Source organism: Kaistia dalseonensis (assembly GCF_030814715.1).
GTDB lineage: Bacteria > Pseudomonadota > Alphaproteobacteria > Rhizobiales > Kaistiaceae > Kaistia > Kaistia dalseonensis.
Window position 1 is genome coordinate 237,071 of the sequence record NZ_JAUSVO010000007.1, and the last position, 16,799, is coordinate 253,869.

General features: G+C 64.5%; 14 protein-coding genes. 7 read left to right on the forward strand and 7 right to left on the reverse strand.

Annotated features, from left to right (window positions below):
• Nucleotides 1–11: 11 nt before the first annotated feature.
• The 4 genes from QO014_RS22875 to QO014_RS22890 form a co-directional block, all read right to left on the reverse strand.
• Nucleotides 12–1,220: an energy transducer TonB family protein gene (locus tag QO014_RS22875; RefSeq protein WP_266351072.1), complete on the reverse strand. Its 1,209-nt coding sequence runs from the start codon at nt 1,218–1,220 to the stop codon at nt 12–14.
• 27 nt (nt 1,221–1,247) lie between these two features.
• Nucleotides 1,248–1,712: a hypothetical protein gene (locus QO014_RS22880; protein ID WP_266351073.1), complete on the reverse strand. Its 465-nt coding sequence runs from the start codon at nt 1,710–1,712 to the stop codon at nt 1,248–1,250.
• A gap of 111 nt (nt 1,713–1,823) precedes the next feature.
• Entirely contained in the window at nt 1,824–2,312 is a 489-nt protein-coding gene (gene rirA, locus QO014_RS22885; protein ID WP_266351074.1) for an iron-responsive transcriptional regulator RirA, read from the reverse strand.
• A gap of 186 nt (nt 2,313–2,498) precedes the next feature.
• A complete protein-coding gene (locus tag QO014_RS22890) occupies nt 2,499–3,593 on the reverse strand; it encodes an ABC transporter ATP-binding protein (protein WP_266351075.1) in 1,095 nt (364 codons plus the stop codon).
• Between the two features lie 253 nt (nt 3,594–3,846).
• Here QO014_RS22890 and QO014_RS22895 point away from each other — a divergent pair, with 253 nt between their 5' ends.
• From QO014_RS22895 to QO014_RS22925, 7 genes are all read left to right on the forward strand, one after another.
• On the forward strand, nt 3,847–4,740 hold the full coding sequence (locus tag QO014_RS22895; protein WP_266351076.1) for an AraC family transcriptional regulator: 894 nt from the start codon (nt 3,847–3,849) through the stop codon (nt 4,738–4,740).
• Nucleotides 4,741–4,835: 95 nt separating this feature from the next.
• Complete coding sequence (locus QO014_RS22900; RefSeq protein WP_266351077.1) at nt 4,836–6,008, forward strand: efflux RND transporter periplasmic adaptor subunit; 1,173 nt, start codon at nt 4,836–4,838, stop codon at nt 6,006–6,008.
• A gap of 68 nt (nt 6,009–6,076) precedes the next feature.
• Nucleotides 6,077–9,262, forward strand: coding sequence for an efflux RND transporter permease subunit (locus QO014_RS22905; RefSeq protein ID WP_370877203.1), 3,186 nt, complete (start codon nt 6,077–6,079; stop codon nt 9,260–9,262).
• A gap of 48 nt (nt 9,263–9,310) precedes the next feature.
• Nucleotides 9,311–9,991 carry an RNA polymerase sigma factor gene (locus QO014_RS22910; protein ID WP_266351078.1) on the forward strand — a complete coding sequence of 227 codons (681 nt, stop codon included), beginning with the start codon at nt 9,311–9,313 and terminating at the stop codon, nt 9,989–9,991.
• Nucleotides 9,988–10,440, forward strand: a complete 453-nt coding sequence (locus QO014_RS22915; protein WP_266351079.1) for a hypothetical protein — start codon at nt 9,988–9,990, stop codon at nt 10,438–10,440. Before QO014_RS22910 ends, QO014_RS22915 begins: the two co-directional genes overlap by 4 nt.
• Nucleotides 10,440–10,907 (forward strand): periplasmic heavy metal sensor, encoded by a 468-nt coding sequence (locus QO014_RS22920; RefSeq protein ID WP_266351080.1) that lies wholly within the window; start codon nt 10,440–10,442, stop codon nt 10,905–10,907. The genes QO014_RS22915 and QO014_RS22920 overlap by 1 nt, the downstream gene beginning before the upstream one ends.
• Nucleotides 10,908–11,123: 216 nt before the next feature.
• Nucleotides 11,124–13,631, forward strand: coding sequence for a mechanosensitive ion channel family protein (locus tag QO014_RS22925; RefSeq protein ID WP_266351081.1), 2,508 nt, complete (start codon nt 11,124–11,126; stop codon nt 13,629–13,631).
• Nucleotides 13,632–13,765: 134 nt separating this feature from the next.
• On the opposite strand, the gene QO014_RS22930 is transcribed toward QO014_RS22925, so the two are convergent.
• The 3 genes from QO014_RS22930 to QO014_RS22940 are packed head-to-tail and all read right to left on the reverse strand — an operon-like array spanning nt 13,766 to nt 16,796.
• The gene (locus QO014_RS22930) at nt 13,766–14,902 is read right to left on the reverse strand and encodes a Gfo/Idh/MocA family protein (protein ID WP_266351082.1); all 1,137 of its coding nucleotides are present in this window, start codon (nt 14,900–14,902) and stop codon (nt 13,766–13,768) included.
• A gap of 14 nt (nt 14,903–14,916) precedes the next feature.
• Nucleotides 14,917–15,672 carry a sugar phosphate isomerase/epimerase family protein gene (locus QO014_RS22935; protein ID WP_266351083.1) on the reverse strand — a complete coding sequence of 252 codons (756 nt, stop codon included), beginning with the start codon at nt 15,670–15,672 and terminating at the stop codon, nt 14,917–14,919.
• Nucleotides 15,673–15,707: 35 nt separating this feature from the next.
• Nucleotides 15,708–16,796 (reverse strand): ABC transporter ATP-binding protein, encoded by a 1,089-nt coding sequence (locus QO014_RS22940; protein WP_266351084.1) that lies wholly within the window; start codon nt 16,794–16,796, stop codon nt 15,708–15,710.
• Between the last annotated feature and the right edge of the window lie 3 nt (nt 16,797–16,799).

Consider the following 16,799-nt stretch of genomic DNA (forward strand, 5'->3'; position numbering starts at 1 on the left):
CACGGCCGGCGTCACCGGCGCGGATTGAAGCGGAGCGGCACCGAAATCGCAAGGCTGTTCAGGCCGGAGTTGCGTGGCAAGGGCGGGAAGGGCGCCGCGCGGCGCACCGTATCGAGGGCCGCCGCATCGAGAGAGCTATCGCCGGAACTTGCGAGCAGGCGCAGGCCGCCGAGCTGACCATTGGCGCCGATGGTGAATGCGACGCGCGCCGTGCCGCCCACCTGCCGGCGCTGCGCCTCCCCCGGATAGCGGATCATGCGCTTGAGCCTGGAATAGACACGGCCATTATAGTTCGACTTGTCGAACCAGCCATTGCCCGCCTCGTTGGAGCGACCGGCGCCCTGGTCCTGCGCCGTCGCGTTTTCCGTGGCGGTCGCGGCGCCCTTGCGGCTGTTGGCGTCGGCATTGCCCGCCGCTGGTGTGGTGGCCTGCCGCTCCTGGCGGTCCTGCTTGTCGGCCTTCGGCCTGGCGGGCTTCGCCACCTTCCTGGCCTCCGGCGGCTTCTCCACCGGCTGCTCTTCGATCGCCTTGACCTCGGTCGGCGGGGGGAGTGCGGCTGCGATCTCGGTTGACTTGGCCGAAGCGAGTTCGGCCGTCTTAGCTGGCTCCTGAACCGCGACGGTTTCCGAGGCCGCGTCGGCGATCGAAGCCGGGGGTGTCGGCTCTGCGCTGTCGAGTTCGGTCGGAGACGCTGCGGCGAGATCGCCGTCGATTGGCGCAGCCTGTGTTTCCTCGAGCGGCGAGGCGGCGGCGACGTCGGCCTGCTCGATCGGGCTTGTTTCGGCCGGTGTGACGACCTTGGTCTCGGTTTCGACCGGCGCCGTCTCCGTCGGCTCGACCATGGAAGGGCTGACGGCCGCGATCTCGGTTGGCGTTTCGGCGGGCTGGACGGGGGAAATCTCGGCGGAAGGCGAGGGGGGCGGGACGTCAGCGGCTGGGATCTCCGGCGCGAGTGCGGCCGTCTGGATCTCCGTCGGTGTGTCGGCGGGCGGCAGTTCGGATGTCGTCGTCGATGCCTCGTCGGCGCTGATGATCTGGTCGATCGGCATCGCCATGCCAACGATCGCGTCGATCGATCCCGCAACGACGCTGCCGGCACCGCTGCCCGCTTCCTGTTGACGCTCATCATGCGCCGGCGTCAGCGCCATGACCACGGCGCCATGGCCCATCAGCGACAGGGCTGCGGCCACGATCAAGGGCGAACGCCGGATATTCATCATGTCGTCCTTGTGCCGTCTACACTCCGATCAATTGTCGAAGCCGATATCGGCCCGTGTCGAGGCCGAGATGCGGTCGGCGCAGACCGCTGGCGTAAAGCCATCGCCCTTGCAATCCTTGATGTCGTTGAGCAGCACGCGGCCGATATCGCCACATCCGGTCTCGGGAATGTCGAACTGGCGGACGCGATTCTTGCCGGCGGGGATCTTGGCGGTGCGCACGACGACGAAGCGGTCGACGCGGCCGGTCTTGTCGAAGAGCACCAGTTCGAGCGCCATGTCGTCGATGGTCGCCGGCTGGTCATTGGTGATGACGAAGGAGAGGCGGCAGGCTTTGGCGTTGGCCTCGGCGCCGTTCAGCTCGATCTTGATCGCGGGCGCCTGTGCCTCGGCGGATGCGCCCGCTGTCAGGCCGATCAGCAGGATGAGGGTCGCCTGCAACAGGCGGAAAAACAGACCGGACTGGAGTACGAAACCGCGGCGCCGAACCGACATGATCAACCTCGCTCGGAAGAAGGGCGCCACGGTCTTGCGACCGCGGCGAACTTCCGCAGCTAGGAAAAGTTGACCATGAAAGTCAATATTAAAAAATGCGCCAGCGACCCGTCAGGAGAGGCGGGGGCCGAAGGATGCTGCGGCGGCGAGCGGATGGATGGGCTCCGCACCGATATCGAGCAGGCCGCGAAGCTGGTTGCGATCGGTCGCGACGTCGGCGATCGTGTAGCTGTCGAGCACGGCGAAGAAGGCCCGCAGCGCCTCGTTCAGCACGCCGTTGACGCCGCAGGAATCGACGAGCGGGCAATCGCGGTTGGCCGTGTCGAAGCAATCGGTCAGATAAAAATTGCTCTCCGTCGCGCGCACGACGGCGCCGATGGTGATGTCATTGGCGGGCTTGGCCAGCTTGATACCGCCATTGCGTCCGCGCACGGTCTCGATGAAGCCCGCTTCTACCAGGACGTGCATGATCTTGAAGAGGTGCAGCTCGGAAATATTGTAGGTCGCGGCAATGTCGCGAATCCGGCTGTTCGTCTTCATATTGGCGGCGCAATAGAGCAGAACTCGGATCGAATAGCTGGTTTGCTGGGTCAAGCGCATTTGGCATCCCTCGCGGCCGGAGGCGCCTCCCGCCGGCAGTTCCGCGGGCCGATCGCTTCGGCTTGTAGGCACCTTATTAGAGTTTCCTACCGCCGGTTTCAACAATGCCGCAACGTCACGCGCATGGAAAAGGCCCGGAAACCTTGTTTCCGGGCCTTGATACCGTCATGTCAGGATAGTCTTCGCTCAGATGAGCGATCCGTTGACGATCGCCTTGCCGCTCTTGTCGAAGAGGTGGCAGGTCTCGGGCGCGATGATGATCCGGACATTGTCGCCAGCGCGCTGCGGCGCAAGGCCGTCAGCCTTGACGATAACCGTTTCCGCGCCTTCGACGTCGACATAGAGCATGGTCTCGCCGCCCAGATGCTCGGAGAGCACGACCTTGGCGGGGACGCCACCGGCTTCAGTCGGGGCGATGGTGAGGTGCTCGGGGCGCACGCCCAGGGTCATCTCGCCAGGCGTGATGGAGGCGCCGCGCGTCGGGATCGCCAGCGTCGAACCGCCGGGGAGCGAAAGGATCGCCGAGCCGCCGGTCACTTCCGAGACCTTGATATTGAACAGGTTCATCTTCGGGCTGCCGATGAAGGTCGCGACGAAGAGATTGTTCGGACGATGGTAGAGCTCCAGCGGCGAGCCGACCTGCTCGATGCGGCCGGCCGAAAGCACGACGATCTTGTCAGCCATGGTCATGGCTTCGACCTGATCATGCGTGACGTAGATCATCGTCGCCTTGAGATCGCTGTGCAGCTTGGAAATCTCGATGCGCATCTGCACGCGCAGGGCGGCGTCGAGGTTCGACAGCGGCTCGTCGAACAGGAAGACGTCGGGCTCGCGCACGATGGCGCGACCGATCGCGACGCGCTGGCGCTGGCCGCCCGAAAGCTGGGCCGGACGACGCTGCAGCAGGTCGGTCAGGTGCAGCATCTTCGCTGCCTTCTCGGTGCGTGCCTGGATCTCAGGCTTCGGCATCTTCGCCATCTTCATGCCGAAGCCGATATTCTCGGCCACCGTCATGTGCGGGTAGAGCGCGTAGGACTGGAACACCATGGAAACGCCGCGTTCGGCCGGCGCAAGACGCGTGACGTCGCGATCGCCGATCCTGACCGTGCCGTCCGTCGTGCCTTCGAGGCCGGCGATCAGGCGCAGCAGGGTGGACTTACCGCAGCCCGACGGGCCGACGAAGACACAGAACTCTCCGTCTTTGACGTCGAGGTCGACGCCGCGGATGATCGGCACTTCCCCGAACGACTTCTGGACTTCGCGCAGTGTCAGACTTGCCATTCAAATTCCTCCAATTTCATGACGCATGGCAGCGGGCACATCGTGTCCGCCGACCATGTCGAATAAATCGCTTCCTCCGATGATACCGTCGACGATCCGAGGGCCGGAGTAAAGTCCTGAATTGTCGCGACTTCTGCAACCTTCGGTATCAATTCCGCTATCATTGCTTTTAAACGCGACCATTGTCCGGTATCATAATCAATTATCGTATGAACTGAAATATCAGATGTGACGCTGATCAGGGACGTCGAACATGAGCCAGGCCTTCCTCGTCGATCCGGACCACCCGACGCCGCCTGGCGAGGCGTTGAATGTCGGCGACGTCTGGAAGGTGCGCGTCATGTCGTCGGCGCATGTCCACAGCCATGTCGAGATCAACCTCCTGGTCTCGGGCTCCATGACCTATCTGTTCAATGGCCGCACCGTGACGCTCAGGAAAGGCGATCTCGGACTGTTCTGGGCCGCGATACCGCATCGCGTGATCACGGTGGACGAGCCGACCTATTTCATCTGCGTCGATCTGCCGGTCGAGATGTTCCTCGCCATGCCGGGCTGCGAGGATCTGAAGACCGCCCTTCTGCAGGGCGGCATGCTCGTCGCCGGGAAGCTGCGCTCCTATGACGAGGAGCAGTTCAGGAGCTGGCACGGCGATATCGCGGCGAAGAGCGACACGCTGACCAGCATCGTCCGCGACGAGCTCGCGGTGCGCCTGCGCCGGATCGCGTTCGACGGCTGGCGCGACCTCACCTCGGACGAGGAGGAGCAGCGCGCGCTTGCCGACGATCCCCGCTCGGGCGACCAGCAGCGCGACAAGGTCCACCGCATGGCACGCTACATCGCCGAGCACGCGACGGAGGCGATCTCGGTCGCCGATATCGCGGCATCGGTTGCGCTGCATCCGAACTATGCCATGACGCTCTTTCGCAAGACGCTCGGCATGACGATCAACGAATACATCACCCGCCAGCGCCTGATGCTCGCCCATGGACGGCTGCTCGCAAGCGACGGCGATATAGCGGCAATCGCCTTCGAGGCGGGTTTCGGCTCGCTCAGCCGGTTCTACGAGGCCTTCCGGGCGCGATATGGCTGCACGCCGCGCGACATGCGCCGGAACTTCCAGCAGACACGCGAGGCGGCAACGGCGTGACGCCGGTGTGGCATCGATGAATTCTGGCTGCCGCGCGACGGAACGGGCGTGGGCCTGCGTTTGGGTGTGGTCAGGTGTCACCAACCGGAAGTCCCATGTCGCTTTGGAAACAAGCTCTGCTTTGTCTCGTCGTGCTCGCCGTGGCGGCGGGGGGATGGTACGCGTTCCAGCATCGCGCCGACTATTTCGGGTCCTCCAGCGGGGGAACTGAGACGGCGGCGACGGGCGCAGGACAGGCTTCTGGCGGCGCCGGCGCAGCGCCCGCAAGGCGGCAGGGCGGTGGGGGATTTGGCCCGACGCCTGTCGTGACGGATCGGGTCGGCAGTGACATTGAAGCGCAGGATGTGCGCGCCGTCGGTACGGTATTCGTGTCCAACGCCATCAACATCTACCCGCAGGTCAGCGCCCTCGTCACCGAGGTCCTGTTCAAGGGTGGCGACGAGGTCAAGGCGGGACAGGTTCTCGTGCGGCTCGACGATGCCGACCAGAAGGTCGCGCTTGATCTCGCCAATGTCGGGCTCAGCGACGCACAGAAGACGCTCGATCGGTCCCAGAAGCTGGCCGCCACCAATAATCTCACCCAATCGGTGCTGCAGGATGCGCAATCGGCGGTGCGCAAGGCGCAGATTGCGCAATTGAGCGCGCAGATCGCGCTCGACCGGCGCACGATCACGGCGCCCTTCGCCGGCGTGGTCGGCATCAGCACACTGTCGGTCGGTGATCTGGTGACGACGAGCACGGTCGTAACCACTCTGGACGACCTGACCACCATGAAGGTGACCTTTCTGGTTCCCGAGCGCTTTTCCGACCGGCTGACGCTCGGCCAATCGGTGACCGCGATTGCCGATAGCGCGCCGGACAATCCGATCCCCGGCAAGTTGACGGCCGTCGATTCGCGCGTCGACGCCGCCACGCGCTCATTGAAGGTCGAGGCGACGCTCGACGCCGCGGCGGCCCTCGCCGTCGGCGTGAAGCCGGGCATGTCGGTCAAGACCGCGCTCAGCTTCGAAGGCGCCAAGCGCCTGACCGTCTCGGCTCTTGCGATCCAGTGGGACCGGAACGGCTCCTATGTCTGGAAAGTCGACGGCGATGCGGCGAAGCGCGTGTCCATATCGGTCCTGGAACGGCAGAGCGGCCGCGTGATGGTCTCTGGCGATCTCGCCGAGGGCGACAAGATCGTCGTCGAAGGGCTCCAGCGTCTCCGCGAAGGTGCCAAGGTGGCCGAGGTCGGTCGCAGCGAGCAGCCCGTCGCCAAGGCGGAGGGCTGAACATGAAAGCCGTGACCCCGACCGAGCCGGAGCCGAGCGGCGCCGCGCACGACATGGCGCATGACCCCATCTCGCCGGCCGCCGCGACGCCGAGCGGCATCTCGGCGCTTTCCGTCCGCCGTCCCGTCCTCGCCATCGTCGCCAATCTGCTGATCGTGGTCGCAGGTCTCGCCGCTTTCAATGGCGTCGAAATCCGCGAACTGCCGAATATCGACCAGCCTGTCGTCACGATCACGACCACCTATACCGGTGCGACGCCGGACACGATGGACAAGGAAGTCACCAGCGTCATCGAGAACGCCGCCGCCGGCGTCTCGGGCTGGACGGATATCCAGTCGCAATCGACATCCGGCCGCAGCCGCGTCACGGTCCAGTTCTCCGATGCGACCGACATCAATGTGGCGGCGAGCGACCTGCGCGATGCCGTCGGCAATGCGCAGCGCAATCTGCCCGACGACGCCGATCCGCCGACTATTGCCAAGGCCGACACCAATGGCGACGCCATCATGCGCCTCGCCGTCACGTCGGACACGGCCAAGATCGAGGACCTGACTCAGATCGTGAACGACGTCGTCGTCGACCGGCTGAAGTCGGTTCCCGGCGTCGCGGACGTGCAGGTCAATGGCGACCGGTCGCCGATGATCTCGATCTTCATCGATCCGATGCGGCTCGCGGCCTATGGCCTGACGGTCGCCGATCTGAAGACGGCGCTCGCAACCGTCGCGCTCGACGTGCCCGCCGGCAATCTCGCCGATACGAACCGCAACATGTTCGTCCGTGCTGATGCGAGCGTGAAGAGCGCCGACGACGTCAAGGCGATCCGCATCAAGGGTGACACGCGGGTAGGCGACGTGGCCGACGTGGTGTTCGGCCCGGCCACCAAATCCTCGAGCCTTCAGGTCAATGGCCGCACGGGCATCGGTCTCGGCATCGTGCGCCAGGCGAGTTCCAACACGCTGTCTATCTCGAAGGGCGTCCGCCAGGCGATCACGGAGCTGCAGGCGGCCTTGCCGAAGGATGTTTCGATCCGCGTCACCTCGGACGATGCCGATTTCATCGCCGGGTCATTCGAGGAGGTCGAGCGGAGCCTCGTGCTCGCCATCCTCATCGTCATCGCGATCATCTATCTCTTCCTGGGGTCGCTGAAGACGACGCTGATCCCGGCCGTCACCGTGCCAGTCTCGCTGCTCGGCACCGTCGCGGCGATGTACATGATGGGCTTTTCGCTCAACATATTGACCTTGCTCGCTTTGGTGCTCGCGACGGGCTTGGTCGTCGACGACGCCATCGTTGTCCTGGAGAATGTCGCGCGACGGCGTGCCGAGGGCATGGGCGCGCGCGCGGCCGCTGTTCTCGGCGCCAAGCAGGTCTTCTTTGCCGTCATTTCGACGACGGCGACGCTGGCGGCGGTCTTCATCCCGATTTCCTTCTTCAAGGGTACGGCAGGGCGGCTCTTCTCGGAATTCGGCTTCGTGCTCGCCTTCTCGGTCGCGCTCTCGGCCTTCGTCGCGCTCACTCTCGTGCCGATGATGGCCTCGCGCATGCTCGACAATGGCGGCCATGCCCATGATGGCGCAGGCGGCAACATTCTCGCCCGGGCGCTCAACGCCGTCGGCAAGCGCGGCCATGCGCTCTATGAGAAACTGCTGGACGCGTCGCTCGCCGCGCCGCTCGTCGTCATCCTGCTCAGCGTGCTCTTTGCCGGTGGTGCCCTCGTCGCCTTCGAGAACCTGCCGCAGCAATTGACGCCGCAGGAGGATCGCGGCGCGATCATGATCGCAATGAATGCGCCGCAGGGGGCCACGGTCGACTATACGCAGGGCCAGATGGCGCTCGTCACGCAGGCCGTGCAGCCGCTTCTGAAATCCGGCGAGGCGACCAACATCTTCTCCGTCGCCGGCAATTTCGGCAGCCCCAGCAACGGCTTCATGTTCGTGACGCTCGCGCCCTGGGGCGAGCGCCAACGCAGCCAGCAGCAGATCAGCGCCGAACTCACGGCCAAGATGCGCAACATCCCGGGCGCCGTGGTCAATCTTCGCCAGGGCAACAGCCTGGGCATTCGTGGCGGCGGCCAGGGTCTGACTTTCGCCGTTACCGGCACGGAATATGACAGCATCTCGAAGGCCGCGGTCGACCTGATCGGGGCGCTTTCGGCCGATCCGGCCTTCTCCAATGTCCAGCTCAACTATGATCTGAACCAGCCGCAGCTTTCCGTCGACATCGATCGTGACCGCGCGGCCGATCTCGGTGTTTCGGTCGCGGATATCGGCACGATCGTCTCCACGCTGCTCGCCGGCGCCGATATGGGCAATTTCTATATCGGCAATGACAAGATCGACATCCGCGCCCTGGCGCCGGACGGCATGATCGTCACGCCCAACGATCTGATGAATGTCCAGGTCCGGACGGCAAGCGGCAGCATGGTGCCGCTTTCCTCGGTGATCCGGGTGAGCGAGGGCGCGACCTCGCCGACGCTGGCCCGCCAGTCGCAGCGCCGCGCGGTGCCCGTCACGGCGACGCTGTCGCCGGGCACGGATCTCGGCTCGGCGATGCAGATCCTGGACAAGGTGGCGGCCGAGAAGCTGCCTGCCGGCATGTCGGTGATTTTCACCGGCGAGGCCGCGACCTTGCAGGAGACATCGAGCGGCGTGCTGCAGACCTTCGGCTTCGCTGTGATCATCATCCTTCTGGTGTTGGCGGCGCAGTTCGAGAGCTTCGTCTCGGCCGCGATCCTGTTTGCGACCGTGCCTTTCGGCGTCGCCTCGGGCATCTATGCGATCCTGCTCTCCGGCGGCTCGCTCAACATCTACACGCAGATCGGCCTCGTCATGCTGGTCGGACTGATGGCGAAGAACGGCATCCTCATCGTCGAATTCGCCAATCAGTTGCGCGACGAGGGGCTCTCGGTACGTGATGCCATCCGTGACGCCTGCCTGATCCGCCTGCGCCCGGTTCTGATGACGATGATCGCGACGGTTCTGGGGGGCCTGCCTCTGATCCTGACCGGTGGCGCCGGTTCGGAGGCGCGTGCGGCACTCGGCTGGATCATGGTCGGCGGGCTCGGCTTCTCCGCGCTCGCGACCCTGTTCCTGACCCCTGTTGCCTTCCTGCTGCTGGCGCGTTTCTCCAAGCCGCGCGCGGCGGAAGAGCATCGCCTGATGCGCGAACTGGCCGAGGTCGGTCGGGCCGAGGCCAAGCGGCGGGAAGTCGAGCGGGAGGCCGTGGAAAAGCCGCTCGCCATAGCGGCGGAGTAAGGCGTCATGTCGCTGTGGTCATCGCGGGAAGGTGAACCGAGGGCGTCTATGCGCTATCGTCTCGTCGTCGGCGGCGCAGTGGGCACAATCGTCGAATCCTCGGGCGAGAAAGGTCGGGCGGCTTCCTTGGCGCGTATGGACGATAGCGGCAGCGAAGCAGCGATCAGGGCCGACCAGGCGCTGATGCGGGCGATCGCCGATGGCGAGGAAGACGCCTTTGCCCGCCTGATCAGGGCCGAGGCGCCACGTCTGACGCGTTTCGTTGCGGCTATCCTCTCCGACATTTCCGAGGCCGAGGAGATCGTGCAGGAGACGTTGTTGCGGCTCTGGAAGAATGCCGAACGCTGGGAGCCGAATGCCCGCGTCGGCACCTATCTGCATCGCATCGCCTATCGCCTGTCGATCGATCGGCTCCGCCGCCGCCGTCCTCATGTCGATATCGATGATTTCGACGACCTGCTCGAGGATGACAGCCTCTCGCCCGAGCGACGCCTCGTCCGCATCGAGGATGTACGTCTGGTGCACGAGGCGCTCGACCGACTGCCGGACCGGCAGCGGGCGGCGATCGTGCTGGCCCATTTCCAGGAATTGCCGCAAGCGGAGGCTGCGGCGGTCATGGCAATCGGCGAGCACGCCTATGAATCACTTCTCGCCCGCGCGCGCCGACGACTGCGCCAGTTGCTCGCGGGACAAGGGGAGGAAGACGGGGAGGAAGGAACAGGGTTATGAGCAAGATAGAGACAGGTGGTGACAACCCGCTGCATGCGCGCCCGATCAGCCTCGAAGAAGCGATCGATTGTTGGGGGCCGGATCTCTCGAACTGGCCGGATATCGCGCTCGTCCGCCGGGCCCGCGAGGCACTGCTGGCGAACCGTTCGTTCCGTGCCCATCGCGACCTCGCGGTCGCTGATGCGCAGAGGCTGAAGGCTACTGCGGCCGCACTCGACCAGCGCATTGCCGATCGCGGTTCGCTCGGCCGGATCGAGGCTGGCGTGCTGCGTCTCGCCCAGCCGAAGCCGGTCCATTGGTACAGGCGCATTGCAGCGGTTGCGGCGGTCATGGTGGTCGCGGCCATGCTCGGCAGCGCCGTCGAGTTTGCATCGGCGCCGGGTACGAATGCGCCATCGGTCCAGATCGTCCAGCTCGATCCCCTCATGTTCGGCCCGGCGGATTTTTGATGCCGGCACTTTTCGATCGCAAGTCGCAGCGGACCTGGATCTGGATCATCCTGATCGTCTCGCTTGGGCTGAATGCGTTTCTGATCGGCGTGAAGGCGACCGATATCTTTCGCGAGCGAAATAGCGGAGCCGATCGCGGGCCCAGGATTGTCCGCACGGAACTGCGTTGGCTCAAGGACAGGCTCTCGCCGGATGCCGTCAAGTCGATCGAGACCGCTCTTGATCCGATCAAGCCGGACATATTGGCCCGTATCGAACGCGTGAAGGCATTGCGCGCCGAACTCGACCAACTCGTCGCGGCACCGACGCCCGATCGGGCGGCAATCGACAATCACCTGCGGGAGATCAGGCTCGAGGTCGGCGCCATGCAGGAGCAGGTGCAGTCGCGAACCTTTGACGCCCTGCTGGCGCTCCCCGTCGAGCAGCGCGCGCCGCTCGCCAGGCCGAGCCCGAGCCCGAGCCCGTGAACGGCCTTTTCGGTGCCGACCGACGCAGCAAGCTCGGTTTCCACTTGGTACCCGGGCCGGAAGCTCCTGAATTGCGAGGAAATTCAAGGCAATCTTAAAGCCTTCTCCCCGATGATCATCGCCAATCCGAATGAATGGGGCTGGGGTGATTTGATGTCTGGACGAGACGGCGCGATCGGGCACGTGCGAGCGGGGCTTTGCTCGATCCGTCCTGCATTGACGCTCCTCATCCTGCTGCTGGCAGCTATCCTTCTTTCGGTCTCTTCTGCCTTCGGCCAGGCCACAGTCGACTGGACCGGCACCTGGGGCACCAAATGGCGCGGCGGCAGCGCCGAGCTCGTTCTGAAGCAGGTGGGCGACCAGGTCACCGGGCGATATGAGGCCTATAACGGGCGGGTCGAGGCGAAGGCGAGCGGGTCGCAATTGGTCGGCCGCTGGATCGAGGATGGCCAATCGGGTGATTTCATCTTCGGCATGTCGCCCGATGGCGTCAGCTTCATGGGCCGCTATTCCGGCATGACTGGCGAGTGGTGGACCGGCGTGCGGACCGATGCGACCGCCTATCGTAGCGTGGTCATCAATCAGTCCGATCCGATGTCGACCTTGGCCTCGTACATCAAGGCGATGAACGAGAGCGGTGCGGACCAGATCGAGCGTGCGGATGGCGGCGCCATGGCCCTGACCAGCAAGGCAGCCAGCGTGATCGACCTCTCGGACGCCAATCTCGTTGGCTGGAGTGCCGTCGACTATACGCAGCAATATTTCTCGGTCATCGACAAGCTCACCTTTCATCTCCGCGACTTGCCGCACGACGCCATCGTGCCAGACGAGGTAACGGCGACGCTGGAACAGTTCGACACCAATGTAACCTTCGATGTCACGTTCCGCCGGCGCGACGGGCGCTGGTACATTGTCGGGCCGCCGCTCGCGACGCTGCAGGCGAAGCGCCTCGAACTCGCTGCGGCCCGGGGCCAGCCGGTCGACGCCGTGGTCGCGCCCGCCAACCTCCGCACGCCGCGTGACACGTTCAAGATGCTGTTCGGCGGTGTGGTGGATCATGGCGTCGACCAGACATTGACGACGCTCGACCTCCGCAACTTCAGCGCCGCCGTGCGCGCTGACGAAGCAGCGCTCCTCGTGCGCTACCTGACAAGGGTGATCGATCGCGTCGGCTACACCTATTGGCAGGAGATTCCCGACGATCCGAAGAGCACGACGCCCTTCGTCTTCATGGAGCATCCGGCCGGTGACATCGTCGTCGGCCCGGTCGAGACCGATGACGGCGTCAAATGGCAGTTCACGCAGGAGACGCTGAACAATATCCGCGCGCTCTACGCCGCTGTCGAAGAGATGCCGGTCGCGCCCGAGCTTCTGCCCCTCGTGAAGGACGATCCCTATTTCACGGCGCGCGCCTTCGCCCATTCGATCAGTCCGGGCCTGCTGAAGCGCATCGGACCGATCGAGCGCTGGCAGTGGATTTCGCTGGCGCTCGCGGGTGTCACTGCAATTGTGCTCGGCCACATCGTCAGCGCCGTGATTTTCTTCGTCGCCCATTGGCGCGGGTTCGGCCGGAACGTCGAGCGCTCGGCCCTGAGCCGGCTGCTGGCCTGGTCGATCCGATCGATCGTCTTCGGCTTTGTCCTGATCTTCGCCATGCGCGTGCTGGGCTTGCCGGCGGTGATCGCGACGCCGATCAAGGCGCTCGCCTGGACGGCGGTCGTTCTCGGCGCCGTGCCCATCTTCTGGTTCTGGATCGGCGGTGTCGCCGACATCTATCGCGGTCACTTCGTTTCGCCCGGCTATCACGAGACCCTGATCTCGCTCCTGACCGGCCTCGCCCGCGTCGCGCTGATCGTGATCGCCTTTCTGCTGCTCGCCGAGGTGCTGGCGATTCCCTATCAGGGCGTCATAGCGGGCCTCGGCATTGGCGGCCTCGCGGTCGCGCTCGCTGCGCAGCCAACCTTGCAGAATTTTCTCTCCGGCCTGACGCTCTATGCGGACCGGCCGGTCAGTGTCGGCGACTTCTGCAAGTTTGGTGACAAGCAGGGGACGATCGAGCATATCGGCATGCGCTCGACCCGCATCCGCTCGCCGGACCGCACCGTGATCTCGGTTCCGAACTCCGATTTTGCCTCAATGCAATTGGAGAACTTCGCCCGGCGCGACCGGATCCGCCTGAGCACGACGTTGCAGGTCCGCTATGAGACCACGGCCGACCAGCTCCGCTATGTTCTGGCAGAGTTGAACAAGCTGCTGATCTCGCATCCTCGCATCGCCGAGGATCCCCGGCGTGTCCGCTTCGTCGCCTTTGGCGCCTTCTCGCTCGATATCGAAATCCTGGCCTACATACTGACCAAGGATAATGCCGAGTTCCTGGCGATCCGCGAGGATCTCTATCTGCGCATGATGTCGCTTCTGGACGAGGCAGGCGTGCAACTCGCATTTCCTGCACGGATCGAATACAGCGCCGAGGATCTGCCGATCGACGACGAGAAGCGCCAGGCGGCCGAGGCCAAGGTCCGGATCTGGCGCGAGGAAAACCGGCTGCCCTTCCCCGATTTCGACAAGGCGGAGAAGGCGGCGCTCAGCAATCGCCTCGTCTATCCGCCCGAAGGCTCGTCGCAGACCCACGTCGCGGAGCCGGAACTGCCACTCGACGAACCCGTCGCGCCCGCACGGAAGCGTGGCTGGAGCATCGGCAGGCCCAAGCCGGCGCATCCATGACCGTTTGAGATGTTGGCTCGTTCGTCTTTGTCCTCGATGGCGGCGGGCCGGGTGGAAGATGATCAGGTGACAATTCAAGCAAAAGGCCGGGCGCTCGATGCACCCGGCCTTCTTGTTCCAACCTGTAGAGCGGCTCAGCGTGCCGTCGTGAGACGAACCGCATCCTCCTCGGTCAGCGGGGCAGGGCGCTCGGTGGTGGTCGAGAGCGTGATCACCTGGCGGCTCACGGCCGCCTCCAGGATCGAGACCATCACATCGAGCGCATGCAGTGCCACGCGGCCCGAGCAACGCGGCTCACGACCGCTTTCCGCCGCGTCGAGCATGTCGGCGACACCGAGCATGCGATAATTCGCATGGCCGCCGTTCCAATTGCCCTTGCCGAACGGCGCGCCCGAGGTATCGACCGGGATATAGTCGCCATTGCGTTCGGAATACTGGACCGTGCCGCCGAAGAAGTTCGGATCCGGCACCAGCATCGACCCTTCCGTGCCATAGAGCTCGATCGGGTTGACGTGGCCGTGCTTCCACACGTCCCAGCTCGCGGCGAGCGTGACCTGCGCGCCCGTCCTGAACTCGAGCACCGCATTGATCGTCGTAGGCGTTCCGACCGGGACGGTCTTGCCCTTGAGGGGACCCTCGGCCGTCACCAGCCGCTCCTCGAAGCCCTTCGACGCGAAGGCGGTGACATGGCTCACGGGGCCGATCAGATTGACCAGGGAAGCGATGTAATAGGGGCCGAGGTCGAGGATCGGGCCGCCGCCGGGCTGGAAGAAGAAGCCGGGATTCGGATGCCAGGCTTCCATGCCGTGGCTCATGACGTGCATGGTGCCGGAGATCACGCGGCCGATCTTGCCCTCGTCGATCAGCTTGCGTGCCGTCTGGCCGCCACCGCCCAGGAAGGTGTCGGGCGCGCTGCCGAGCTTGACGCCACGCGCATCGGCTTCCGCGACCAGCTTCTTGCCGTCATCGACGGAGAGCGCGAACGGCTTCTCGGAATAGGCATGCTTGCCGGCCGAGAGAATGGCGTGGCTGATCTCGTAATGCGCCGAGGGAATGGTCAGGTTGATAACCGTATCGATCTCGGGATCCTTGAGCAGTTCGTCGACCGTCAGCGCAGCGACGCCGAACTGGTCGGCGCGCGCCTTGGCTGCCGCCGGCGCGATATCCGCGACCGCGACGATCTTGGTGTTCGGGAAGAGCGGCGCCAGCTTGAGATAGGCTTCCGAGATATTGCCGGCGCCGATCAGGCCGATCTTGTGGGGGGAGGACATCAGTCGACTGCCTTTCAGGAGACCAGGGCCTTGATGGCCGCGTAGGAACGCTCGGCAAAGACTTTCCAATCGGAGGGATTGTCATGCTCAGCGACGAGAACGGTGGCCTTAGGCGCTGCATTGATGTGCGGCCAAAGCGCCTTCCAGTCGACGATGCCGTCACCAACATTGGTCCAGCCATCATCGACCGTGGTGCCGGCCGGAGCGAGATCCTTGATGTGGAAGGCAATCGTCTGGTCGGCGAGCCGGTCGATCTCCGCGATCGGATCCTTGCCGGCGCGGACGACCCAGCCGAGGTCGAGTTCGGCCATCACACCATTGCCGATCAGATGGTCGATCGGCCGCGAGCCGTCCTCGAGCGTCACATATTCGAAATCATGATTGTGCCAGGCGAGGCCGAGGCCAGCAGCCTTAGCCTTCTCGGCGGCGCGGGCGAGCTTCTCGGCAAAAGCCTTCCAGCCGGCAACGTCGGTCGGTCGCTCGTCGCCGCCAATATGTGGCGGAATGATCGTCGTGGCGCCGATCGTCTTGGCGATGTCGATGAAGCGGTCCGTCTCGCCGATCACGCCCGAGGGCGGCGCATGGAAGGTCGGCGTTACGAGGCCGACCGCATCCACCTTGGCGCGGTAGCCGGCAGGGTCTTCGCCATAAAGCGGATAATAGGGCTCGACCGCGTCATAGCCGATCTTCGCAAGACCCTCGAGAATCGATTCAAGCGGGGGAAAATTGCGCGCGGAATAGAGCTGGAACGAGATCTTGTGCTTGGACATTGGACTTCTCTTGGGTAGGGGAGCGGCAGAGGATTTCAGAGGCGGGCGCCGGTTGCCGCGTCGAAAATCGACGCGTGGTTCGGCGAGAAAAAGGCATCGATCGAGGCGGGCGTGTCAATGTGATCGTCGCCGTCTATGCGGATCGAGAATTGCGAGTTGCCGGCGCGGCCCCAGACCAGGCTGTCGGCGCCCATGGGCTCCACCAGTGTCAGATCGACGGGGATGGCCGAGAAGCCCTCGGCATTGTCGACGACTTCGACCTGCTCGGGCCGGATGCCCAGAACGGCCGCGCGACCGTCCTGCGGCGGCGCCTCGAAGGCATAGCCGGTGAGATCGACGGTCTTGCCATTGGGCAGCGCAAAGCGCGGCTGGCCATCGACGATCGCGATCTTGCCGTCGACGAAATTCATCGAGGGCGAGCCGACGAAGCCGGCGACGAAACGGTTGACCGGTCGGCGATAGATTTCCTTCGGCGATGCCAGTTGCTGGATCACGCCGCCATTCATGACGGCGATGCGATCGGCGAGCGTCAGCGCCTCGATCTGGTCGTGCGTGACATAGATCATCGTCGAGCCGAGTTCATGGTGCAGCCGCTTGATCTCGACGCGAAGTTCGGTGCGGAGCTTGGCATCGAGATTGGAGAGCGGCTCGTCGAACAGGAAGACCTCGACATCGCGCACAAGCGCACGACCGATTGCGACACGCTGGCGCTGGCCGCCGGAAAGCTCCGACGGGCGGCGGCCGAGCAGCGGTTCGATCTGCAGGATCTTGGCGGCCTTGGCGACGCGCTTCTCGATCTCTTCCTTGGGTGTCTTGGCCATCTTGAGGCCGAACGACATGTTGCCGGCGACCGTCATGCGCGGATAGAGCGCGTAGGATTGGAACACCATGCCGATGCCGCGATCCTTGGGCTCTTCCCAGGTGACGTTCTTGTCGCCGATCCAGATCTGCCCGGCCGAGACGTCGAGCAGGCCAGCGACCGCGTTGAGAAGCGTAGACTTGCCGCAGCCCGACGGTCCGAGCAGGACGATGAACTCGCCTTCTGCGATATCGAGATTGAGCGTCTTCAGGACCCGGAGATTGCCGAAATCGATCTCGAGATCGCGAATGGAGACGTTGGCCATGGA